26 protein-coding genes are annotated in these 21,238 nt (G+C 68.5%); 13 read left to right on the top strand and 13 right to left on the bottom strand.

Going from position 1 to position 21,238, the window contains the following annotated elements:
• Window positions 1-11: 11 nt before the first annotated feature.
• The 6 genes from pqqA to FFI97_RS12815 are packed head-to-tail and all read left to right on the top strand — an operon-like array spanning window position 12 to window position 4,165.
• Window positions 12-86 carry a pyrroloquinoline quinone precursor peptide PqqA gene (gene pqqA, locus FFI97_RS34415; protein WP_013539171.1) on the top strand — a complete coding sequence of 25 codons (75 nt, stop codon included), beginning with the start codon at window positions 12-14 and terminating at the stop codon, window positions 84-86.
• 58 nt (window positions 87-144) lie between these two features.
• Window positions 145-1,065 carry a pyrroloquinoline quinone biosynthesis protein PqqB gene (gene pqqB, locus FFI97_RS12835; protein WP_139705741.1) on the top strand — a complete coding sequence of 307 codons (921 nt, stop codon included), beginning with the start codon at window positions 145-147 and terminating at the stop codon, window positions 1,063-1,065.
• A 4-nt stretch (window positions 1,066-1,069) separates the two neighbouring features.
• Complete coding sequence (pqqC, locus tag FFI97_RS12830) at window positions 1,070-1,807, top strand: pyrroloquinoline-quinone synthase PqqC (RefSeq protein WP_139705743.1); 738 nt, start codon at window positions 1,070-1,072, stop codon at window positions 1,805-1,807.
• Complete coding sequence (gene pqqD, locus FFI97_RS12825; protein WP_062481654.1) at window positions 1,804-2,073, top strand: pyrroloquinoline quinone biosynthesis peptide chaperone PqqD; 270 nt, start codon at window positions 1,804-1,806, stop codon at window positions 2,071-2,073. Before pqqC ends, pqqD begins: the two co-directional genes overlap by 4 nt.
• The gene (pqqE, locus tag FFI97_RS12820) at window positions 2,018-3,220 is read left to right on the top strand and encodes a pyrroloquinoline quinone biosynthesis protein PqqE (RefSeq protein ID WP_255221229.1); all 1,203 of its coding nucleotides are present in this window, start codon (window positions 2,018-2,020) and stop codon (window positions 3,218-3,220) included. The genes pqqD and pqqE overlap by 56 nt, the downstream gene beginning before the upstream one ends.
• 12 nt (window positions 3,221-3,232) lie before the next feature.
• Complete coding sequence (locus tag FFI97_RS12815; RefSeq protein WP_139705745.1) at window positions 3,233-4,165, top strand: alpha/beta fold hydrolase; 933 nt, start codon at window positions 3,233-3,235, stop codon at window positions 4,163-4,165.
• On the opposite strand, the gene FFI97_RS12810 is transcribed toward FFI97_RS12815, so the two are convergent.
• From FFI97_RS12810 to FFI97_RS12790, 5 genes are read right to left on the bottom strand one after another with little or no spacing between them, the layout of a single operon-like run.
• The gene (locus FFI97_RS12810) at window positions 4,146-5,552 is read right to left on the bottom strand and encodes an ELWxxDGT repeat protein (RefSeq protein WP_139705751.1); all 1,407 of its coding nucleotides are present in this window, start codon (window positions 5,550-5,552) and stop codon (window positions 4,146-4,148) included. The genes FFI97_RS12815 and FFI97_RS12810 overlap by 20 nt on opposite strands.
• 4 nt (window positions 5,553-5,556) lie before the next feature.
• Window positions 5,557-6,837 carry a TRAP transporter large permease gene (locus FFI97_RS12805; protein WP_062476564.1) on the bottom strand — a complete coding sequence of 427 codons (1,281 nt, stop codon included), beginning with the start codon at window positions 6,835-6,837 and terminating at the stop codon, window positions 5,557-5,559.
• Entirely contained in the window at window positions 6,834-7,400 is a 567-nt protein-coding gene (locus FFI97_RS12800) for a TRAP transporter small permease (RefSeq protein WP_095744516.1), read from the bottom strand. Before FFI97_RS12800 ends, FFI97_RS12805 begins: the two co-directional genes overlap by 4 nt.
• A complete protein-coding gene (locus tag FFI97_RS12795; protein WP_070059760.1) occupies window positions 7,397-7,858 on the bottom strand; it encodes a type II 3-dehydroquinate dehydratase in 462 nt (153 codons plus the stop codon). The genes FFI97_RS12800 and FFI97_RS12795 overlap by 4 nt, the downstream gene beginning before the upstream one ends.
• A gap of 36 nt (window positions 7,859-7,894) precedes the next feature.
• Entirely contained in the window at window positions 7,895-8,878 is a 984-nt protein-coding gene (locus FFI97_RS12790) for a TRAP transporter substrate-binding protein (RefSeq protein ID WP_139705810.1), read from the bottom strand.
• 196 nt (window positions 8,879-9,074) lie between these two features.
• Here FFI97_RS12790 and FFI97_RS12785 point away from each other — a divergent pair, with 196 nt between their 5' ends.
• The gene (locus FFI97_RS12785) at window positions 9,075-9,857 is read left to right on the top strand and encodes an IclR family transcriptional regulator (protein WP_062476577.1); all 783 of its coding nucleotides are present in this window, start codon (window positions 9,075-9,077) and stop codon (window positions 9,855-9,857) included.
• A 46-nt stretch (window positions 9,858-9,903) separates the two neighbouring features.
• Complete coding sequence (locus FFI97_RS12780) at window positions 9,904-10,923, top strand: TRAP transporter substrate-binding protein (RefSeq protein WP_139705753.1); 1,020 nt, start codon at window positions 9,904-9,906, stop codon at window positions 10,921-10,923.
• A gap of 56 nt (window positions 10,924-10,979) precedes the next feature.
• Here the strand turns inward: FFI97_RS12780 and FFI97_RS12775 are convergent, their stop codons facing one another.
• A complete protein-coding gene (locus FFI97_RS12775; protein ID WP_139705755.1) occupies window positions 10,980-11,471 on the bottom strand; it encodes a hypothetical protein in 492 nt (163 codons plus the stop codon).
• Window positions 11,472-11,702: 231 nt separating this feature from the next.
• On the opposite strand from FFI97_RS12775, the gene gdhA reads away from it, so the two are divergent.
• A complete protein-coding gene (gene gdhA, locus FFI97_RS12770; protein WP_095744520.1) occupies window positions 11,703-13,046 on the top strand; it encodes an NADP-specific glutamate dehydrogenase in 1,344 nt (447 codons plus the stop codon).
• Between the two features lie 26 nt (window positions 13,047-13,072).
• On the opposite strand, the gene FFI97_RS12765 is transcribed toward gdhA, so the two are convergent.
• Together FFI97_RS12765 and FFI97_RS12760 are read right to left on the bottom strand one after the other, a co-directional pair.
• Entirely contained in the window at window positions 13,073-13,312 is a 240-nt protein-coding gene (locus tag FFI97_RS12765; RefSeq protein WP_095951069.1) for a hypothetical protein, read from the bottom strand.
• 55 nt (window positions 13,313-13,367) lie between these two features.
• Window positions 13,368-13,862: a MerR family transcriptional regulator gene (locus tag FFI97_RS12760; RefSeq protein ID WP_139705757.1), complete on the bottom strand. Its 495-nt coding sequence runs from the start codon at window positions 13,860-13,862 to the stop codon at window positions 13,368-13,370.
• A gap of 69 nt (window positions 13,863-13,931) precedes the next feature.
• On the opposite strand from FFI97_RS12760, the gene FFI97_RS12755 reads away from it, so the two are divergent.
• On the top strand, window positions 13,932-15,173 hold the full coding sequence (locus FFI97_RS12755) for an NADH:flavin oxidoreductase/NADH oxidase family protein (RefSeq protein ID WP_139705759.1): 1,242 nt from the start codon (window positions 13,932-13,934) through the stop codon (window positions 15,171-15,173).
• 16 nt (window positions 15,174-15,189) lie between these two features.
• Here the strand turns inward: FFI97_RS12755 and FFI97_RS12750 are convergent, their stop codons facing one another.
• From FFI97_RS12750 to FFI97_RS12740, 3 genes are read right to left on the bottom strand one after another with little or no spacing between them, the layout of a single operon-like run.
• Entirely contained in the window at window positions 15,190-16,317 is a 1,128-nt protein-coding gene (locus tag FFI97_RS12750) for a phosphatidate phosphatase App1 family protein (RefSeq protein WP_139705761.1), read from the bottom strand.
• Window positions 16,314-16,832, bottom strand: coding sequence for a dihydrofolate reductase (locus FFI97_RS12745; protein ID WP_139705763.1), 519 nt, complete (start codon window positions 16,830-16,832; stop codon window positions 16,314-16,316). Before FFI97_RS12745 ends, FFI97_RS12750 begins: the two co-directional genes overlap by 4 nt.
• A gap of 5 nt (window positions 16,833-16,837) precedes the next feature.
• Window positions 16,838-17,677, bottom strand: a complete 840-nt coding sequence (locus FFI97_RS12740; protein WP_095744526.1) for a thymidylate synthase — start codon at window positions 17,675-17,677, stop codon at window positions 16,838-16,840.
• A 36-nt stretch (window positions 17,678-17,713) separates the two neighbouring features.
• Here FFI97_RS12740 and nthA point away from each other — a divergent pair, with 36 nt between their 5' ends.
• Genes nthA through FFI97_RS12725 form a run of 3 tightly spaced genes read left to right on the top strand, consistent with a single transcriptional unit; the run spans window position 17,714 to window position 19,391 of the window.
• A complete protein-coding gene (nthA, locus tag FFI97_RS12735; RefSeq protein WP_139705765.1) occupies window positions 17,714-18,355 on the top strand; it encodes a nitrile hydratase subunit alpha in 642 nt (213 codons plus the stop codon).
• On the top strand, window positions 18,352-19,017 hold the full coding sequence (gene nthB / locus FFI97_RS12730) for a nitrile hydratase subunit beta (protein ID WP_062476610.1): 666 nt from the start codon (window positions 18,352-18,354) through the stop codon (window positions 19,015-19,017). Before nthA ends, nthB begins: the two co-directional genes overlap by 4 nt.
• The gene (locus FFI97_RS12725) at window positions 19,014-19,391 is read left to right on the top strand and encodes a nitrile hydratase accessory protein (protein ID WP_139705767.1); all 378 of its coding nucleotides are present in this window, start codon (window positions 19,014-19,016) and stop codon (window positions 19,389-19,391) included. The genes nthB and FFI97_RS12725 overlap by 4 nt, the downstream gene beginning before the upstream one ends.
• Here FFI97_RS12725 and FFI97_RS12720 read toward each other — a convergent pair.
• Both FFI97_RS12720 and FFI97_RS12715 read right to left on the bottom strand, forming a co-directional pair.
• Complete coding sequence (locus FFI97_RS12720) at window positions 19,388-20,818, bottom strand: FAD-binding oxidoreductase (protein ID WP_139705769.1); 1,431 nt, start codon at window positions 20,816-20,818, stop codon at window positions 19,388-19,390. The genes FFI97_RS12725 and FFI97_RS12720 overlap by 4 nt on opposite strands.
• On the bottom strand, window positions 20,815-21,237 hold the full coding sequence (locus FFI97_RS12715) for a DUF2069 domain-containing protein (RefSeq protein ID WP_139705770.1): 423 nt from the start codon (window positions 21,235-21,237) through the stop codon (window positions 20,815-20,817). The genes FFI97_RS12720 and FFI97_RS12715 overlap by 4 nt, the downstream gene beginning before the upstream one ends.
• Window position 21,238: the final 1 nt, after the last annotated feature.

The following is a 21,238-nucleotide window of genomic DNA, read 5'->3' as shown; positions in this document are numbered from 1 at the left end:
GGAGCAATGCGATGAAGTGGTGCAAGCCTGAGTTTGAAGAAATGCGTTTCGGTTTCGAAATCACGATGTACATCTCCGCTCGTTGAGCGCGCAGACCCACGGCACCGGCCTTGCGCCGGTGCCGTGTTTTTTTGTTGGGCCCCCATGAAGATTCTGGTGCTGGGTTCGGGAGCGGGCGGTGGCTTCCCTCAATGGAATTGCAATTGCCGCCTGTGCGCCGGCCAGCGAAGCGGGCAGGTGCGGGCCACGCCCCGCACGCAGAGTTCGATCGCCGTGTCGGCCGATGGCGAACGCTGGATTCTGCTGAATGCCTCCCCCGACCTCGGCGCGCAACTGCGCGCCTCGCCGGCCCTGTGGCCGCGCCACGGACTGCGCCATTCGCCGATCGAGGCGGTGGTGCTGATGGACTCTCAAATCGACCACGTCGCAGGCCTGCTGAGCCTGCGCGAAGGGCAGCGGCTGCAGCTGTACTGCACGCCCGAGGCCCATGACGACCTCACCGGCAGCCTGCCGCTGCTGCGCACGCTCGACAGCTACTGCGGCGTGACCTGGCACCCGTTGTCGCTCGAGCCCGGCGGCGGCGCCTGGCACGACATCGCCGGGCTGCGGCTGCAGGCCGTGCCGGTGCCCGGCAAGGCGCCGCCGTATTCGCCGCGCCGCCAGACCGAGGCGCGCAGCGAGAACGCCGCGGTGCTCATCGAAGACCCCGCCAGCGGCAAGCGCGTGCTCTACGCGCCGGGCCTGGCGCAGGTCGGCGAGGCCGAGCGCCGCAGCCTCGATGCCTGCGATTGCGTGCTCGTCGACGGCACCTTCTGGACCGAGGACGAGATGGTCGCGGCCGGGCTCGGCAAGAAGCACGCGGCCGACATGGGCCACCTGCCGCAGTGCGACGGGCCGCACGGCCCCGGCATGCTGAAAGCACTCGACGCCTGCGCTGCAAAACGCAAGGTGCTCATCCACATCAACAACAGCAACCCCATCCTGGACGAAGACGGGCCACAGCGTGCGCAGCTCGTGCGCCGCGGCATCGAGGTCGCGTTCGACGGCATGGCCCTGGAGATCTGAACACGTGACACAAGAGACACAAGGCCCATGGTCCCCGCAGGCGTTCGAAGCGAGGTTGCGCGCCATGGAGTCGCGCTACCACAGCCATCATCCGTTCAATCGCCGGCTCAACGCGGGCGAACTGCAGCCCTTCCAGGTGCGCGGCTGGGTGGCGAACCGCTTCTACTACCAGTGCCGCATCCCGGTGAAGGACGCCGCCGTTCTGTCCAACTGCGACGACCGCGCCACGCGCCGGCGCTGGGTGGTGCGCATGCTCGACCACGACGGGCACGGCGACCATGAAGGCGCCAACGCGGGCGGCATCGAGATCTGGACCCGCCTGGGCATCGCCACCGGCCTGGCGCGCGAGGTGCTCGAGTCCCATGCGCTCGTGGTGCCCGGCGTGCGCTTCGCGGTCGATGCGTACGTGAACTTCGCGCGCACGGCGCCGTGGCAGGAGGCGGTGATCTCCTCGCTCACCGAGATGTTCGCGCCGCGCATCCACAAGGACCGGCTCGCGGGCTGGCCCACGCACTACCCGTGGATCGACACCTCGGGCCTGGACTACTTTCGCAGCCGTATTCCGTTGGCCGACCGCGACGTCGAGCACGGCCTCGAGGTGGCGATGCGGTGGTGCACCACGCGCGAGCGGCAGCAGCGCGCGCTGCACATCCTGGGCTTCAAGCTCGACATCCTCTGGGCCATGCTCGACGCGATCGAGAAGGCTTATCCCGACGACCTTCCGAAAGACCAGCAGCCATGACCGCATGGACCGACGATGCCCAGCCGGCGCTCACCTCGATCTACCGCATGCAGTGGGAAGAGGCGCAGCAGTGCCACGTGCTGCTGTTCCCCGAGGGCATGATCAAGCTGAACGGGCCGGCGGCCGAGATCCTCCAGCGCTGCGACGGCAAGACCTCGGTGGCCGCGCTCGTGGCCGACCTGGAGCGCACCTTCGGCGAGAGCGATCTGCATGCCGACGTGCTCGAATTTCTGGAGCAGGCCCGTGGACGCCACTGGATTCGCTGAGGTGCAACCCCGCGCCGTGGCCAAGCCGCCCCTGTGGCTGCTGGCCGAGCTGACCTACCGCTGTCCGCTGCACTGCGCCTTCTGCTCCAACCCGGTCGACTACACGCGCTACCGCGAGGAGCTGGACACGGCCGAATGGATTCGCGTGTTCCGCGAGGCACGCGCGATGGGGGCGGTGCAGCTGGGCTTCTCGGGCGGCGAGCCGCTGCTGCGCGACGACCTGCCCGAGCTGGTCGCGGCGGCGCACGAGCTCGGCTTCTATACCAACCTGATCACCTCGGGCGTGGGCCTCACGCCGCAGCGGGCCGAGACGTTGAAGCGCGCGGGGCTGGACCACATCCAGCTGTCGTTCCAGGATTCGAGCCGCGAGCTCAACGACTTCCTCAGCTCCACGAAGACCTTCGATCTCAAGCAGCGCGTGGCCCGCACCATCAAGGACCTCGGCTACCCGATGGTGCTGAACTGCGTGATGCACCGCTACAACCTGCCGCACGTGGGCCGGATCATCGAGATGGCCGAGGCGATGGAAGCCGACTTTCTCGAACTCGCCAACGTGCAGTACTACGGCTGGGCCTGGCGCAACCGCGAGATGCTGATGCCCTCGCGCGACATGCTGGCAACGGCCGAGGCGGTGGTGGAAACCCATCGCCCGCGCCTGGACGGCCGCATGAAGATCCTCTGGGTGGTGCCCGACTACGCCGAGGGCAAGCCCAAGCCCTGCATGGCGGGGTGGGGCAGCGTGTTCCTCGTGGTCGCGCCCGACGGCGTGGCGCTGCCGTGCCACAGCGCGCGCATGCTGCCCGGGCTCGACTTTCCCAATGTGCGCGAGCACAGCATCCGCAGCATCTGGCAGGAGAACCCGGCCTTCGGCGCGTACCGTGGCACGGGCTGGATGAGCAGCACCTGCCAGAGCTGCGACGAGAAGGAGAAGGATCATGGGGGCTGTCGCTGCCAGGCTTTTCTGCTGACCGGCGACGCGGCGGCCACGGACCCGGTGTGCCCGAAGAGTCCGCGGCATGAGGAGGTGGAGGCGATGGTCAAGGCGGCGGGTGATCCGCGCGACCATGGCACGCCGATCCGCTTCGTGCCGGGCGCGCGGCGTGCGGGCGACCTCGTCTTTCGCACCGACGCGAACGCGCTGAGCTGAGAACACGCGCCGATGACGATCACCCATCGCCTGCCGCTGGATGGCGGGCATGTGATGCACGTCGAGGAGCATGGCAACCCGGCGGGCCTGCCCGTGGTGGTGTTGCACGGCGGGCCGGGCTCGGGCTGCTCGCCGCTGTTGCGCCGGGACTTCGATCCGGCGCACTACCGCATCGTCTGCCCCGATCAGCGCGGTTCGGGCCTCAGCACACCTGCAGGATCGATCGAACACAACACGCTCGCCGATCTGCTGGCCGACCTGCGTCTGCTGCGCGCGCATCTGCGCATCGATCGATGGCTGGTGGTGGGCGGCTCGTGGGGCGCCACGCTGGCGCTGATGCATGCGCTCGACGCCCCGGAGGCCGTCGCGGGCCTGCTGCTGCGCAACGTGTTCCTCGCGCGCCCGGGCGACATCCACGCGCTCTTCGCCGGTGCCCTGCAGCACGACGGCCCCGCATGGCGCGCACTGTGGGACGAGGCCGGGCGCCGGCAATGCCCGGTGACGGTGCCGATCGCCGAGGTCTTCGCACACGGCACCTGGGCGCGGCAATGCGAGCTGACGCGCTGCTGGTTCGATTGGGAGCAGCGCCTCGCCACGGGAGGCACAGCGCCGCCGATCGACGAAGCGATGCTGCCGCGGCTCGTGGCGCGCTACCGCGTGCAGAGCCACTATCTGCGGCACAGCTGCTGGCTCGATGCGCCCTCGTTGTTGCAGCGCTGCGCCGCGTTGCCTGCCGTGCCCACGTTGATCGTGCACGGCACGCAGGACGCGCTGTGTCCGCCCGAGGGCGCGCAGGCACTGGCGCAGGTGTTGGGTGCGCCGCTGCAGTGGGCGCAGGGCGCAGGCCACGACCCGACGCACCCCGCCATTGCCGCGGCCATGCAGCAGGCCTTGCGCGACTACGCGGCCACGCAGGCCTTCGGTGTCAGCGCAGCCGCTCCTTGAGCGGATCGCCGATCAATGTCACCTTGCCGTCCCTGCGGTGCGACCACAGGCGGTCGTTGCCATGGCCGTCGTCGGCCACGAAGAGCACGGCGTCGCCCAGCGTGCGAAAGCCCAGCGGCATGGCGTGACGTTCGCCGGCGGCGAGGTCGGCCACGGCGCGCGTGCCGGCCGGCGTTCCGTCGCTGGTCCACGGCTCGACGCCCCGGCCACCGCCGCCGTTCGCCGCGAACCACAGGCGCGCGCCGATGACGGCGAAGCGCGCTGGCGAGCCATTCTCCGCGCCCGGTGCGATGTCCTTCACGCGCACCGTGCCCGCCGCCGTGCCGTCGCTGCGCCATAGCTCCGCGCCCGACACGCCGTCGGTCGCGGCGAAGTAGAGCTTGCCGCCCATCACGGCGATCGCGCTCGACATGGAGCCGCTCGGGCCGGGGCGGATGTCCTTCACCAGCACTGTGCCCTTCGCGGTGCCGTCAGTCTTCCACAGCTCGATGCCGTGCACGCCGTCGTCGGCCGAGAAGTACAGCGTGCGGCCCAGCACTGCCAGGTGCGTCGGCCGCGAGGGCGCGGCGCCGGGGCGCAGGTCTTTCACCAGCTGCGTGCCATGTTCGGTGCCGTCGCTCTTCCACAGTTCGGCGCCGTGCTCGCCGTCGTGCGCGGTGAAGTAAATGTCATTGCCCACGGCCGTGAGGTTCTGGATGCCCGCGTCCTCGATGCCCGGGCGGATGTCCTTCACCAGGCGCGTGTGCTCGGGCGAGCCGTCGGTCACCCAGAGCTCGTGGCCGTGCGTGCGCGTGGTCGCCGTGAAGAACAGGCGCGGCCCGGCGACGGTGAGCTGGCGGGTGAGGGCGCGCGGCCCGGCATCGACGGCGGACACGCGCGTGGTGCCCTTCGCATCGCCCGTGGTCTTCCACACCTGGAAGCCGGTCTGGCCGTCGTCGGCCACGAAGTAGAGCGCGTCGCGGAACACGGTCAGCTCGTTGGGCATCGCGCCTTCCTCGCCGGGGCGCAGGTCGATCACCTGCGTCGTGCCGGCGGCGGTGCCGTCGGTGCGCCAGAGCTCGAGCCCGCTCGCGCCGTCGGTGGCCGTGGTGTAGACGTGGCCCTTGAACGCGACCTGACCGGCAGGGAACGACCCCCGGAAGCCCGGCCGGATGTCTTTCAACAGGGTGGTGCCGGCATTGCTGCCGTCGGTGATCCACAGCTCCTGGCCCGTCGTGACATGGAAGGCGCTGAAGACCATCTTGCCGCTGCCCAGCGGCGCGAGGCCGGAGGGCGCGATGAAGGCCAGCCGCTGGCGCTGCTCGGGCAGCACTTCGCGTTCGGGGTCTTGTGCAGCGGCGGGCAGGGCGGTGAGCAGGGCGAGCGCGGTGAGGAAAACGGCGCGCATCGGCTCAGCCCCCGAACCACCGCGCCGGCACGATCACCAGCTGCGGAAACGCCACCATCACGAACAGGATCGCGAACTCGGCCAGCATGAACGGCACCACGCCGCGCGTGACGTCGTCCATCGAGATCTTGCCGACGCCGGCCACCACGTTGAGCACCGTGCCCACAGGCGGCGTGACGAGGCCGATCGAGTTGTTGATGATGAACAGCACGCCGAAGTACACGGGGTCGATGCCGGCCGCCTTCACCACGGGCATGAGCACCGGCGTGAGGATGAGGATGGTCGGCGTCATGTCCATCGCCGTGCCCACCACCATCACGAGCACCATGATCGCGATCATGAGAAGCATCTGGTTGCCCATGAACGGCTGCAGCATGCCCACGATCTTGGAGGGCAGGTCGGCCACCGTGATGAGCCAGGCGCTCACCATCGCCGCGGCGATCAGGAACATCACGATGGCGCTGGTCTTGGCCGCGCTCACGAAGATGGCGTACAGGTCCTTCCAGGTGATCTCGCGGTACACCACCGTCGACACGAAGAGCGCATACACGGCGGCCACCACCGCGGCCTCGGTGGGCGTGAACACGCCCATGCGCAGGCCCACGAGGATGATCACCGGCAGCATCAGCGCCCACAGCGCGTTGCGGAAGGCGGCAGCAATCTCGGCCGACGACTTGCGCGGCGGCGGCACGATCTTTTCGCGCCGCACCAGCCAGGCCCAGGTGATCCACAGCGCGCCGCCGATCAGCAGCCCCGGCACGATGGCCGCGAGAAACAGCTTGGAGATCGACACGTTGGCCGCCACGCCGAAGATCACCAGGCCGATGCTCGGCGGAATCACGGGGCCGATCACGCCGGTGGCCGCAATGAGGCCGGCCGCGCGCGGCTTGTCGTGGCCCGCGCGCACCATCATCGGCAGCAGCAGTGCGGTGAGGGCGGCGGCGTCGGCCACGGCCGAGCCCGAGAGCGCCGACAGCAGGCAGCCGGCCATGATGGTCACGTAGCCCAGGCCGCCCTTCACGTGGCCCACGAGCGCGAGTGCGAAGTCGACGATGCGCTTGGACAGCCCGCCCACGTTCATGATCTCGCCCGCGAGCATGAAGAAGGGCACGGCCAGAAGAGGAAAGCTGTCGGCGCCGCCGATCACGTTCTGCGTGAGGATCTGCGCGTCGAACAGGTCGAGGTGCCACATCAGCGCGACGCCGCTGGCCAGCAGCGAGAAGGCGATGGGAATGCCCATCGCCATGGCGAGCAGCAGCGAGCCGACGAAAACAGCGATGGTCATGGCCGTGCTCCCGGTTCCTTGGCGTCTTGCGAACCCAGGATCTGCTGCAGCTGCACCGCTTCTTCCGACTCCTGCACCATCACCAGTTCATGGTCGGCGATGCGGCCCGTGAGCAGGCGCAGCAGGTCGAGCGCCAGGATGAGCCCGGCCAGCACCGAGAACACGATGCCCGCGGCGTAGACGATGGCCATCGAGGCGCCGGTGACGGGCGCCGTCACGTCCCAGTTGATGCGCGCCTGCGCGATGCTGCCCTGCAGCAGCAGCCAGACGATGTAGAGCATGACCACATGGCCGACGGCCAGGCAGATCTTCTTGCCGATGGGGGGCAGCTTCTGCACCACCATGTCCACACCCAGGTGCCCGTGCTCCTTCAGCGCCACCACGGCGCCCAGGAAGGTCATCCAGATGAAGAGCCAGCGCGAGATTTCCTCGGACACCGTGATGCCCGAGTTGAAGCCATAGCGCAGCACCACGTTGCCGAACACGAGCACGACCATGACCGCGAGCGCGGCCGCGATCAGCGCCTCGATGCCGCTGCAGCACCGGTCGAGCCAGCGGGTCATGCGGAGGCCTGTGCTTGCGCTTGCGCCTGGCGCTGCATGTCGACCAGCGCGCGCAACGCCGCCAGGTACGACAGCGGGCCCAGGCCCTGGACCGTGCCCTTCACCGCCGGCGAGATGATCGAATGCGCGCGCCATGCCTCGCGCGCGGCGATGTTGGACATGTGGACCTCGATGGTCGGGAACGGCATGGCCTTGATCGCGTCGTGCAGCGGCACGCCGTGCTGCGTGAGGCCGGCGGGGTTCACCAGCGCGCCCTGCGCATCGTCGATGTGGGTGTGCAGGAAGTCGATCAGGTCGCCTTCGTGGTTCGACTGGATGGTGTCCAGCGTCACGCCGAGTTCGACGGCGAGCGCCTGCAACTGCGCGTTGATTTCGGCGAGCGTGGTCTTGCCGTAGATGTGCGGTTCGCGGCGACCGAACAGGTTGAGGTTGGGGCCGTGGAGAACGAGGATCTTCATGGGGAGCTTCGGTGAGGGACGGGCTGGCTTGCTGACTTACTTGCGGATGCGTGCGAGCTCGTCGTTGTAGAGCTTGACGATGGCGGGGTCGTACTGTGCGGCGAACTTGTCGACGACGGGCTTGGCGATGTCGCGCATGCGCTTTTGTTCGGCGGCGCTGAGTTCGTTGAACTGCGCGCCCTTGGCCTGCAGGTCGCCCACAGCCTTCTGCGCGGCAGCGCGGCTGACCTGGCGCTGGTAGCCGCGTGCCTCGTTGGCCGCGTCGTTCATCATCTTCTGCTCGGCGGGCGTGAGCGAGTCCCAGAACTTCTTGCTCACCAACACGATGTTGGCGGCGTACACATGGTTGGTGGCGCTCACGAACTTCTGCACTTCGTAGAACTTGTTCGACAGGATCACCGCATAGGGGTTCTCCTGGCCATCGACTGCCTTGGCTTCGAGGGCGCCGTACAGCTCGGCGAAGGGCATCGGCACCGGGTTGGCCTTGAAGGCCTTGAAGGTCTCGAGGAACACAGGGTTGGGGATCACACGGATCTTCAGACCTTCGAGATCTTCAGGCTTGGCGATGGGACGCTTGCTGTTGGTGACGTTGCGAAAGCCCAGGTCCCAGTAGCCGAGCGCGACGAGGCCCTTCTCGGGGAGCTTGGCGATGAGGGCTTGTCCCAGAGGCCCGTCGAGCAGTGCATCGGCCTGCGCGAAGTTGTTCACCGAGAAGGGGAAGTCGACGAGGCCGAACTCCTTGACGATGCCTGCGAGCGACGTGGTGGCCGGTGCCGACATCTGCTGCACGCCGCCCTGCAGGGCCGACTGCTGCTGCATCTCGTTGCCCAGTTGGGAGGCGGGGAACTCCTGGACCTTCATCTTGCCGCCGCTCTTGGCCGAGAGCAGTTCGGCAAAGCGCTTGACGCCGAAGCTCACGGGGTGGTCGGCGTTGTTCAGGTGGCCGAAGCGGATCACGCGCTCCTGCTGCGCCCACGACGGGGCGGTGAGGCCGGCGCACAGGCCGGCCACGGCAAGCATACGAAGAAGTTTCACGAAGGGTCCTCAGGCGGGAAGGAAGAAAGGGGGAAGGAAAAAATGCCGGACGGAGGCGATCGTATTTTTGTTGGAAAGAATTTCCATAATGGAAATCCCTTCCCTGAGTTCTGCTACGCTGGCGGACCCTGAGTGGCGGGCCGCATCGCCCGCGTTGACGAGACGACATCTGGAGGACGAAATGAGCGGAATACTGGAACGCAGCTTCAAGGTGCTGGAACATCTGGCGGAGCATCCCGAGGGGTGCGCGCTGTCGGCGTTGGCCAGCGAATTGCAGATTCCATTGAGTGCATCGCACCGATTGCTCGCGGAGCTCATCCGCTGCGGCTACGTGCGACAAGAGGCGCGCGACGGCCACTACGTGCTGACCATCAAGCTGGTCTCGATCAGCCTGTCGTTCCTCAGCCGATCGGGCATCGTCGACATCGCGCAGCCGCTGCTCGACCAGCTGGCCTCGACCTCGGGCGAGCTCGTGCGCCTGGCGGTGGTCGACGGCGAAGACCTGACCTTTGTCGCGAAGGCCCAAGGCGCCACGCACGGCCTTCGCTACGACCCCGACATGGGCCTGTCGGTCGCGCTCTCGTGCAGCGCAGCCGGGCACGCGTGGCTGTCCACCATGGGCGAGGACGACGCGATGGCGCTCGTCGCCAAGAAGGGGCTGGGCAAGCCCGAGGACTACGGCCCCAAGGCCCCCACGTCGCTCAAGGCCGTGATGGCTTTCGTGAAGGCGGCGCGCCAGCGCGGTTTCAGCATGATCAACGAGGTGTTCGCCCCCGCGATGACCGCCATGGCCGCGCCCGTGTTCGGCGCGGACGGCACGGCGATCGGGGTCGTCACCATCGCGGGCCCGTCGGTGCGGCTCACGCCGCAGCGGATGGAGGCGCTGGGACCGGCGCTGTGCCAGGCCGCCGAAGAGGTGGCGCGCGCCAGCGGGGCCTCGGCGTTGTTCAAGAAGAGGGCGTAGGCCCAGCCGTTTGCACCAACCCCAACAAAGAGAAGGAGACATCACCATGAAGACGAAGCATTCGAAGCGCACCCTGCTGCTGGCCGCCATGGCGGCGGCCCTCGCGTTCGCCGCCCCAGGTGCGTTCGCGCAGCTCAAGGAGCGCACGATCAAGTTCGCGTTCCAGAACCAGGCCGGCCATCCGCAGGCGCAGGGCGCGCAGAAGTTCGCCGACCTCGTGGCCGCGAAGTCGGGCGGCAAGATCACCGTGAAGCTGTTCCCGGGCGGCACGCTGGGCGGCGACCTGCAGACGGTGTCGGCACTGCAGGGCGGCACGGTGGAGATGACCGTGCTCAACGCCGGCATCCTGTCGGCGCAGGTGAAGGAGTTCGCGGCCTACGACTTCCCGTTCCTCTTCAACAGCGGCAAGGAAGCCGACGTCGTCACCGACGGCCCCTTCGGCCAGAAGCTGATGGCCAAGCTGGAAGACAAGGCGCTGCACGGCCTGGGCTACTGGGACCTGGGCTTTCGCAACCTGACGAACAGCAAGCGCCCGATCGTCAAGGCCGACGACATCGCGGGGTTGAAGATCCGCGTGATCCAGTCGCCGATCTACATCGACATGTTCAGCGCGCTGGGCGCCAACGCCACGCCGCTGCCGTTCCCCGAGCTGTATCCCGCGCTCGACCAGAAGGCGGTCGACGGCCAGGAGAACCCGAACACGACCATCCTGTCGTCCAAGTTCGCGGAAGTGCAGAAGTACATCACCCAGACCCGCCACATCTACAACCCGCAGGCGCTGCTGATCAGCCGCAAGACCTGGGACGGCATGAGTGCCGACGAAAAGAAGATCATCAACGAGGCCGCCGCGGAGGCGACCACGTTCCAGCGCCAGGCCTCGCGCGGCGCCGCCGACAGCGCGCTCGACGCGCTCAAGAAGGCCGGCATGACGGTTTCGGAGCTGCCACCCGAAGAGATGGCGAAGCTGCGCGCCAAGGTGAAGCCGGTGATCGACAAGTACACGGCCTCGGTCGGCGAGGCCACCGTCAAGGAACTGATGGCCGAGATCGAGAAGGCGCGCAAGTAGCAGGCGGGCGTGCCCTTGATCCGGGGCGCCTTGCCTTCATCGTCCCCGCTTCCCGGTCAGAGCTCGCGATAGTCCCGGATGCGCGCGCGTGCCAGCTGCTGCGCCGCTGCAATGGCCGCCGGATCGGCCGCGGCCGCATCGGGCAACCAGTGGAATGCGTCCGGGCCGTGACACAGCAGCAGGCCGTCCTTGAAGCGGCGGGCCTTGGTGTAGGCCTCCCAGCCGTGGCGCACCTCGCTGTGGCGGCCCCGTGCGTGGGAGCCGCTCTCCGACAGCGAGAAGTCGATTTCGTCGTTGTAGAAGGGGCTCTTCCTGAAGCGATGGAGGGCCAGCCGGGCGATGGCCGGCGCGCTCAGCAGCAGCGCGATGCCGACCGCGAAAACGACCGCCAGGACGGGCAACCCTTCGAAGACGCACACGGCCAGGGCCAGGGCGAACAGGAGTGCCAACGGCCACTTGAACCGGACCCACCAGACCTGCTGCAGGTTGCGCAGGAAGCCGGTGAGCACATGCGCCTGCGAGAACTGGAAGCGGTAGCTGATCTGCATCTTTGAATTCCGAGACGGGCCGTGCGGGAGGGCGCGCGGGGCGGGATTCTGACCGCTTTTCCGGGCGCCGGTGCGCTCCGGCGATGTTCCAAGTTGGGGCCTCTCCACGCCACTCGCCCCAAACAACGCACCTTGTTAGGGCTTTGTGCCTCAATCTGGTTCTCTGATCCGGCAAAATGCAGGATTCGCATAAGGTTATGCACCGTTTTGGAAAACAGAGGATTGATTGGAATGAAGCACGCATCCGTCGGGGGGTTCCTCGCACACGTCGCACAACGCAACCCCGGACAGCCCGAGTACCTGCAGGCCGTGACCGAAGTGATGGAGAGCCTGTGGCCCTACATCGAGAAGCACCCCAAGTACACGAGCCACAGCCTGCTGGAGCGGCTGGTGGAGCCCGAGCGCGTGATCATGTTCCGCGTGTCCTGGGTGGACGATCACGGCGAGGTGCAGGTCAACCGCGGTTTCCGCATCCAGCACAGCCTGGCCATCGGCCCCTACAAGGGCGGCATGCGCTTCCACCCCTCGGTGAACCTGTCGATCCTCAAGTTCCTGGCCTTCGAGCAGACCTTCAAGAACGCGCTGACCACGCTGCCCATGGGCGGCGGCAAGGGCGGTGCCGACTTCGATCCCAAGGGCAAGAGCCAGGGCGAGGTGATGCGCTTCTGCCAGGCCCTGGTGACCGAGCTGTTCCGCCACGTGGGCTCCGACACCGACGTACCGGCCGGCGACGTGGGCGTGGGCGGGCGCGAGGTCGGCTTCATGGCCGGCATGGTCAAGAAGCTCACCAACCGCGCCGACTGCGTGTTCACCGGCAAGGGCCTGAGCTTCGGCGGTTCGCTGATCCGCCCCGAGGCCACGGGCTACGGCAACGTCTACTTCGCGCAGGAAATGCTCAAGCGCAAGGGCCGCAGCTTCGACGGCCTGCGCGTGAGCGTCTCGGGCGCGGGCAACGTGGCGCAGTACACCATCGAGAAGGCCATGGCGCTGGGCGCCAAGGTGGTCACCGTGTCCGACTCGAGCGGCACCGTGGTCGACGAGGAAGGCTTCACGCCCGAGAAGCTGGCCGTGCTGATGGACGTGAAGAACCACCTCTACGGCCGCGTGAGCGACTACGCCGAGCGCACCGGCACCCGCTTCGTGGCCGGCGCCACGCCGTGGCACGTGCCGGTCGACGTGGCATTGCCCAGCGCCACGCAGAACGAGCTCAACGAGGAAGACGCGCGCACGCTGGTGAAGAACGGCGTGGTGTGCGTGGCCGAAGGCGCCAACATGCCCTCGACCATGGAGGCCGTGAAGGTGCTCGAAGGCCACGGTGTGCTGTACGCGCCGGGCAAGGCCAGCAACGCGGGCGGCGTGGCCACGTCGGGCCTGGAGATGAGCCAGAACGCGGCCCGGTTGTCATGGACGCGCGACGAGGTCGATGCGCGCCTGCTGCAGATCATGCAGGGCATCCACGAGTCGTGCCTGCACTACGGTTCGCGCGCCGACGGCAGCGTGAGCTACGTGGATGGCGCGAACATCGCCGGCTTCGTGCGCGTGGCCGATGCGATGCTGGCGCAGGGCGTGGTCTGAACGTTGCCTGAGCGTGCGGGCGCACCTCAGAGTTCGATGAACGAAGAGGTCGCCTTGTTCAGGGCCAGGCGGCCCTTCGCGGTGATCGATTCCACCTGGGCCAGCTGATGGATCGCGCGCTCGTCGGGCGCGTGCTCCGACGGCGGAATGAAGGCAGTCACGAGGTCGGCGGCACGCAGCACGCGCAGCCTGTCGATGTCTGCGGGCGTGTGGAGGACGTATGGCAATTTCTGCTCGGCGAGGGTCCGAAGAAATTCCATGGACATGGGTCGTCTCCTTGTGTTGAGGGGAGGGCGGTCCGGACATTGTGCGCACAAACAATTAGCGCTGTCTAAACCCTGCGCCGCGCATGCCTTTCGAGGCGTGTACCGAAGTTTCCAGTTCTTTCTGCGGGCGCGAGGGACGTGCCACTTTGTTTCTGGTCGTAGCCATGCTTTCGGCCAGCGTGGCGGGGTCCATGCATTCGCCGGCGGCCCAGGTCTGGCGCAAGGTGGCGCGCAGGTCGGTCAGGTCGCGCCGCTGCGCGCGCAGGCCGGCCATGAGCTGGTCGATTTCGCGCACGCGGCCGTCGAGACGTTCGAGCAGGTCGTCGGCCGAGAAGACCTCGCAGCCTGCGAAGGCGCTGCGCAGGCTGTCCAGCGAGAAGCCGAGGTTCTGCGCGATCTGGATCAGCTGCAACCGCTTGAGCGCGGCCTCGTTGTAGACGCGGTACCCATTGGCGCCGCGCTCGGGCGCGGGCAGCAGGCCGCTTTGCTCATAGAAGCGGATGGCCGAGGGCGCCATGCCGGTCTTGTCTGCCAGTTCACCGATCTTCATATCGCTTGACCTTCAAGTTGGCTTGAATCTTAGCATCGGGTTTTTCCACTCCACCACCCGGTCCTCATCGTGAACTCCTCGCCGCTTTTCCTGCCGCTGACCCTGCCCAACGGGAGCGTCCTGCCCAACCGCCTGGCCAAGGCCGCCATGGAGGAAAACATGGCCGATGCCGGACAGTTGCCGGGCGCGGCGTTGCACGACCTGTACCGCGTCTGGGCACAGGGCGGGGCGGGCCTGATCCTCACGGGCAACGTGATGATCGACGGCCGCGCGCTCACCGGCCCGGGCGGCGTCGTGCTCGAAGCCGATACGCCGTTGGAGCGCTTCACCGAATGGGCCACGGCCGCGCGCAGCGGCGGCGCGCAGGTGTGGATGCAGATCAACCATCCGGGCCGGCAGGTGCAGATCAGCATGGGCGGCACGGCCTGGGCGCCGTCGTCGGTGGCGCTCGATCTGGGCAAGCACAGCAAGCTTTTCGTGCAGCCCCGGGCCATGAGCGAGGCGGAGATCGCCGAGACCGTCGACCGCTTCGCCGCCACGGCGCAGGCGGCCGAGCGCGCGGGCTTCACCGGCGTGCAGGTGCATGCCGCGCACGGCTACCTGCTCTCGCAGTTCTTGTCGCCGCTGACCAACCAGCGCACCGACGCCTGGGGCGGCAGCCTGGAGAACCGCGCGCGCTTTCTGCTCGACGTGGTGCGTGCCGTGCGGGCCCGCGTGGCGCGCGGCTTCGCCGTGGCCGTGAAGCTCAACTCCGCCGACTTCCAGCGCGGCGGCTTCTCGGAGAACGATGCCAAGCAGGTCATCCGCTGGCTCAACGACGAGGCGGTGGACCTGGTCGAGCTGTCGGGCGGCAGCTACGAGAGCCCGGCGATGCAGGGACGCACCGCCGACGGCCGCACGCTGGCGCGCGAGGCCTACTTCCTGGAGTTCGCCCGGGAGCTGGCCGCCGAGGCGCGCATGCCGGTCATGACCACGGGTGGCATCGTGCGCCGCGCCGTCGCCGAACGGGTGCTGGGAGAAGGCGTCGCCGTGGTTGGCATGGCCACCGCATTGGCCGTCGCGCCCGACCTGCCCGCACGCTGGCGCGCGGGCGAAGACGCGGCGGCGCAGAGCCCGCAGGTCGACTGGAAGGACCAGGTCATGGCCGCGCTGGCGCGCATGGCGCTGGTGAAGCGCCGGCTGCGCACGCTGCGCCCGGGCCGCAACAGCGCGCCTGCGCATTCGCCGTTCCTGACCTTGGTGCTCGACCAGCTGCGCACGAAGCGGCTGACGAAGCGCTACCGGCGCTGGCTGGGTGCGCGCACGGCGTGAGCCGTCGTCGGTGCCGCTATCGATTGGCCGGTTGAATGGGCCAGGCGGTGGTGTCGGGCCGCAGCAGGTGCCAGACCACGGGCGCGATGCCTTCGAAGGTGGCGCGGTAGCGGTCGGACAGCCGGTTCTCGTCGGTCACGTCGCGGATCACGATGCCGTCGATGCGCTGCGGATGCGCGCGGAACACCTGCGCATAGATCTCGGGATCGGCCTCGCCCGAATCGCCCACGAGCAGGAAGCGGCGCTGCGGAAATTCGGCCAGCAACCGCTCGATCACGCCGAGCTTGTGCGCGCGCGAGTCTTCGGCGCTCGGGATCAGTGTGCGCCAGGTCGTGCTCTCGCGCAGGTGCATGCTGCCGGCGGGAAAGTCGGCGTCGCGAATGAAGTCGGTGAGCGCGGGGTACAGCTGGATCGGGCTGCCCGAGAGGTAGTGAAAGCGCGTGCCGGGCGCCTGCGCCAGCGCGCGGTAGTGCGCCGCCATGCCGGGCGCGGCCTCGAAGCGGCGCGCGAAGGTGTTCAGCAGCATCTCGCGCCGGTCGCGCACCTGCGTGCGCTTGATGGTGTCATCGATGTCCGAGATGACCGACACGCCCTGCGCCGGCACGATCTGCGCACGGCCGCGAAAGCGCGGCAGCAGCTCGCCCGGGCCGGTCACGCCATGGAAGGGCAGCCACTCCTGCGACGCCGGGATGTGCGAGGCCTCGACGACCGCGCGCAGGTTGCTGCGGCCGTCGGCGCCCGTGGGCGGCATCGTGAGGCGCGTGGCCGAGCCGTCGAAGACGACGTCGATCACCTTGTCTTCTTCCGACTCGGCATGGAACAGCGCGGTGCGCTGGCTGAAGCGCAGCCGCGCGGCCGGCGTGAGCTTCTTCAGGTTCATGCCGAGGTAGCGCGCGAGCGCGGCGTCGAGGCCCCAGCGGTGCTCGCGCTCGAACACCCAGGCATGCACGTCGACCTCGAGCCGGCCGTCGGCCGTGGGGCGCGCGGTGCCGGGCATGAAGAGCGCCTCTTCGTCCGACTCCAGCGGCCCGGCGGCCTGCAGGGCCTGCAGCGGCGCGAGGCCGGCGAGCAGGGCGGCACCGGCCAGCACGGTGCGACGCGACAGTTGTGGCGAGGTACCGGGCGCGCGGTGCTTGATCGTCATGCCGCGATGCGTTCGTAGGTCACGAAGCTGAAGGGCAGGCCGTCCTTGGCCGAGACGTGCGACTCGCGCTGCGTCTCGCGCCACACGGCGGCGTCGAGCACGGGGGCGTGCGCGTCGCCTTCGTAGTCGCGTGCGATCTCGGTGACCACGGCGCGTTGGGCCAGTGGTTCGGCTTCGGCGTAGATCTGTGCGCCGCCGATCACCCAGACTTCGGGCGAGTCCGACGGCGTGCACAGCGACAGCGCATCGGGCAGGCTGCCGACCGCTTGCGCGCCTTCGGCTTGCCAGTCGGCTTGTCGCGTGACCACGATGTTCCGGCGGCCCGGCAGCGGGCGAAAGCGCGGGGGCAGCGAGTCCCAGGTCTTGCGGCCCATCACCACGGGCGCGCCCGCGGTCTGCTGCTTGAAGTGCGCCATGTCCTCGGGCAGGTGCCAGGGAATGGTGTTGTTCACGCCGATCACGCCGTTGGCGGCGCGCGCGAAGATCAGGTTGATGCGGGGCGTGGCGGCGCTCATCGCGTTCACACCGCCACCGGCGCCTTGATCGGGTCGCCGTGCTTGTAGTCCAGCACCTCGAAGTCTTCATACTGGTAGTCGAAGATCGAGTCGGGCTTGCGCTTGATGTTCAGCGTGGGGTAGGGGAAGGGCGTGCGGCTGAGCTGCAGCTTCACCTGCTCGGCGTGGTTGCTGTAGATGTGGCAGTCGCCGCCGGTCCAGATGAAATCGCCCACGTCGAGGTCGCACTGCTGCGCCACCATGTGCGTGAGCAGCGCGTAGCTGGCGATGTTGAAGGGCACGCCCAGGAAGATGTCGGCGCTGCGCTGGTAGAGCTGGCAGCTGAGCTTGCCGCGCTCGCCCTCGGCTTGCGGCGGTGCCACGTAGAACTGGAAGAAGGCGTGGCAGGGCATGAGCGCCATCTTCGACAGCTCGGCCACGTTCCAGGCGCTCACGATGATGCGGCGCGAGTCGGGGTTGCTCTTCAGCGTCTTGATGACGTCGGAAATCTGGTCGATGTGGCCGCCGTCGGGCGTGGGCCAGCTGCGCCACTGCACGCCGTACACGGGGCCCAGGTCGCCGTCTTCGCGCGCCCATTCGTCCCAGATGGTGACGCCGCGCTCCTTGAGCCAGTTGTTGTTGCTCGAGCCGGTCAGGAACCACAGCAGTTCCTGGATGATGGACTTCAGGTGCACCTTCTTCGTGGTCACCAGCGGAAAGCCCTCGTTCAGGTCGAAGCGCATCTGGTGGCCGAACACGCTCTTGGTGCCCGTGCCCGTGCGGTCGCTCTTGAACACGCCGTGCGTGTCGACGTGGCGCATGAAATCTTCGTACTGGGAGCGGACGGGGCGGGCAGGGAGGGTCATGTTGGGAATTTTACGGGGCGGCGCTAGCATCGGCCGATGACCGGCCATGACCACTCCCACGACCATTCCCACGACCACAGCAGCGAACTCGGCGAGATGGACCTGCGCGTGCGCGCCCTCGAAAGCGTGCTCACGCAAAAAGGCTACATCGACCCCGCCGCGCTCGACGCGCTGATCGACACCTACCAGACCCGCATCGGCCCGCGCAACGGCGCGCGGGTGGTGGCGCGGTCCTGGGTCGACCGAAAGTTTCATGAGTGGCTGATGGCCGACGCCACGGCGGCCATCGCCTCGCTGGGCTACACCGGCCGCCAGGGCGAACACATGGTCGCGGTGGCCAACACCGACGACCAGCACCACATGGTGGTCTGCACCCTGTGCAGCTGCTACCCCTGGCCCGTGCTCGGCCTGCCGCCCACCTGGTACAAGAGCGCGCCCTACCGCTCGCGCGCCGTGAAAGACCCGCGCGGCGTGCTGGCCGACTTCGGCACCACCTTGCCCGAGACCACGCGCATCCGCGTCTGGGACTCGACCGCCGAGGTGCGCTACCTCGTGATCCCGCAGCGCCCGGCCGGCACCGAGGGCTGGAGCGAAGACGAACTCGCCGCGCTGGTCTCGCGCGATTCGATGATCGGCACGCGCGTGGTCGAGGCGCCGTCGGCAAGGAGCGCCGCATGACCTACACGACCCACGCCGACCTCGGCGGACAACCCGGCTTCGGCCCCGTCACGCCCGAGCCCGAAGGCGAGCTGTTCCACGGCGCCTGGGAGCCGCGCGCACTGGCGCTCACGCTGGCCATGGGCGCCACCGGCTCCTGGAACATCGACACCAGCCGCGCCGCGCGCGAGACGCTGCCCGATTACCGCGACCTGAGCTACTACCAGATCTGGCTGGGCGCGCTGGAGCAGCTGATGCTGCAACGCGGACAGGTCTTCGCGGACGAGATCGCGTCCGGGCAGATGCACCATCCGGCCACGCCGGTCGCCCGCGTGCTGCAGGCCGCGAACGTGCCCGCCGTGCTCGCCAGGGGCTCCGGCACCGAGCGCCCCGCATCGGCGCCCGCGCGCTTTGCGGTCGGGCAGGCCGTGCGCATGCACCTCGGGCGCGTCGACCACCACACGCGCCTGCCGGGCTACGTGCAGGGCAAGCGCGGCACGATCGAACACATCCACGGCGCGCACGTGTTCGCCGATGCGAATGCGCAGGGCCTGGGCGAGCAGCCGCAATGGCTCTACACCGTGGTCTTCGACGAAGCCGAGCTGTGGGGCGACGCCGCGCCGCGCCAGAACCTCGCGGTATCGGTCGATGCGTGGGAAAGCTACCTGGAGCCCGCGGCATGAAGGCGAACGACATGCCGCCGCTCGCCCTCGCCCCGGGCATGCCGCGCGACGCCGACGGGCCGGTGTTCAGGGAACCGTGGGAGGCGCAAGCTTTCGCAATGACGCTGGCGCTGCACGAGCGCGGGCTGTTCAGCTGGGTCGAGTGGGCCGAGGCGCTGGCCACGCAGATCAGCGCCGCGCAGGCCGCGGGCGACCCGGACACGGGCGACACCTACTACCGCCACTGGCTCGCCGCGCTCGAAGGCCTCGTGGCGCGCAAGGGCGCGAGTTCCGGCGACGAGCTGGCCCGCTACCGCCACGCGTGGGACCACGCGGCGGAGCGCACGCCGCACGGGCAGCCTATCGAGCTGCGCGGCGAGGATTTTTCTGGCTAGACGCGGATCACGCGCCCCGGGTTGAGGATGTTCTTCGGATCGAGCCCGCGCTTGATCGCCCGCATCATCTCCAGCGCCACCGGCGACTTGTGCTTCTCGAGCTTGTCGACCTTGAGCGAGCCCACGCCATGCTCGGCCGAGAACGAGCCGCCGAACTGCTCGACCGCGTCGTAGACCAGCGTGTTGATGCGCTCTTCCTCGTTCTTCAGGAAGGCCTTGGTGTCGATGTTCTCGGGCGCCTGCACGTTGTAGTGCAGGTTGCCGTCGCCCAGGTGGCCGAAGTTCACGAGCCGCACGCCGGCGATCTCGCGTTTCAGCAGGGCGTCGGTGGCTTCCACGAAGGCCGGAATGCGCGACACGGGGATCGAGATGTCGTGCTTGATGTTCAGCCCCTCTTCGGCCTGCGCGAGCGGAATGCTCTCGCGGATGTGCCAGAGCTGGTGCGCCTGCGTGAGGTTCTCGGCCACCACCGCGTCGGTCACGCAGCCGTCTTCGAAGGCGGTTTCGAGCAGCGCCTCGAAGCGCGCGCGGGCGTGGTCCTCGGACTCGCTGTCGGAGTTCTCGAGCAGCACGCAGTAGGGCACGGCCTCGTCATTGATGAAGGGCACACGCAGCTGCGGCATGTGCTTGTCGACCAGGCTCAGCGCGAACTTGCCCATCACCTCGAAGCCCGTGAGCCCCGAGCCCAGGTGCTTGTGTGCCAGGCCCAGCAGCGTGACCGCATGGTCGAGCGAAGGCACTGCCGCCCAGGCCGTGAGCTGCGCGGCGGGCAGCGGGTACAGCTTCATGGTGGCGGCGGTGATGACGCCCAGCGTGCCTTCGCTGCCGACGATCAGGTCGCGCAGGTCGTAGCCCGTGTTGTCCTTGCGCAGGCCGCTCGTGCCTTCCCAGATCTCGCCCTGCGGCGTGACCACTTCCAGGCCCAGGCACAGGTCGCGCGTGTTGCCGTAGCGCACGACCTGCGTGCCGCCCGCGTTGGTCGCGAGGTTGCCGCCGATGGTGCAGCTGCCCTCGGCCGCCAGGCTCAGCGGGAACAGGTAGCCGGCTTTCTCGGCCGTCTCCTGCAGGGTCTGCAGGATGCAGCCCGCCTCGACGGTCATCGTGAGGTTGGCGGCGTCGATGTTGCGGATGGCGTTCAGGCGCTGCAGGCTCAGCACCACCTGCGTGCCGCTGTCGTCGGGAATGGAGCCGACCGCCAGGCCAGTGTTGCCGCCCTGCGGAATGACGGCCGTGCCGGCCGCGGCGCAGGCCTTGACCACGTCGGCCACCTGCTGCGCATTGGCCGGGCGCACCACGGCGAGCGACTTGCCGCGCGCGCGCTTGCGCCAGTCCTGTTCGTAGGCCGCGAGGTCGCCCTCGGTCAGCACGTGCGTGGCGCCGACGATGGCGCGCAGTTGATCGAGGAGGGAGGAAGAAGAGGTGGTCATTGGGCGGAAGCCTCCAGGGGACGGGCAGCAGCAGCGGCGGCAGCGGCCTTGGCGTGGCGCAGGCGAAGGCGCACATGCCACGCGCAGGCCGCGAAGAGCACGAGGCACAGCAGCACCTCGACGAGCGCGAGGACCTGCCCCACGCCGTTGGTGTCGCTCCAGGCGCGCACCACGCCTTCGGTGAAGTAGAGCCAGATCATCAGGCTGACCCAGCGGTAGGTGTACATGCGGTTCTTGTAGAGCCCCGCGAGCGGAATGACCAGCGGCAGCACCTTCAGCGCCAGCAGCGAGCCGCCCGGGCGCAGCGGCGCCAGCCACAGCTCCCAGGCCAGGCCCAGCACGATCAGGCCGACGAGGCTGCCCACGGCGGCCCATCGGGTGGCGCGGACGGAAGAGGGCGGGAGTGGGGTGTCGGACACG

The organism is Variovorax sp. KBS0712 (assembly GCF_006323185.2).
GTDB lineage: Bacteria > Pseudomonadota > Gammaproteobacteria > Burkholderiales > Burkholderiaceae_C > Variovorax > Variovorax boronicumulans.
This window is presented reverse-complemented; position numbering and strand designations above follow the sequence as displayed.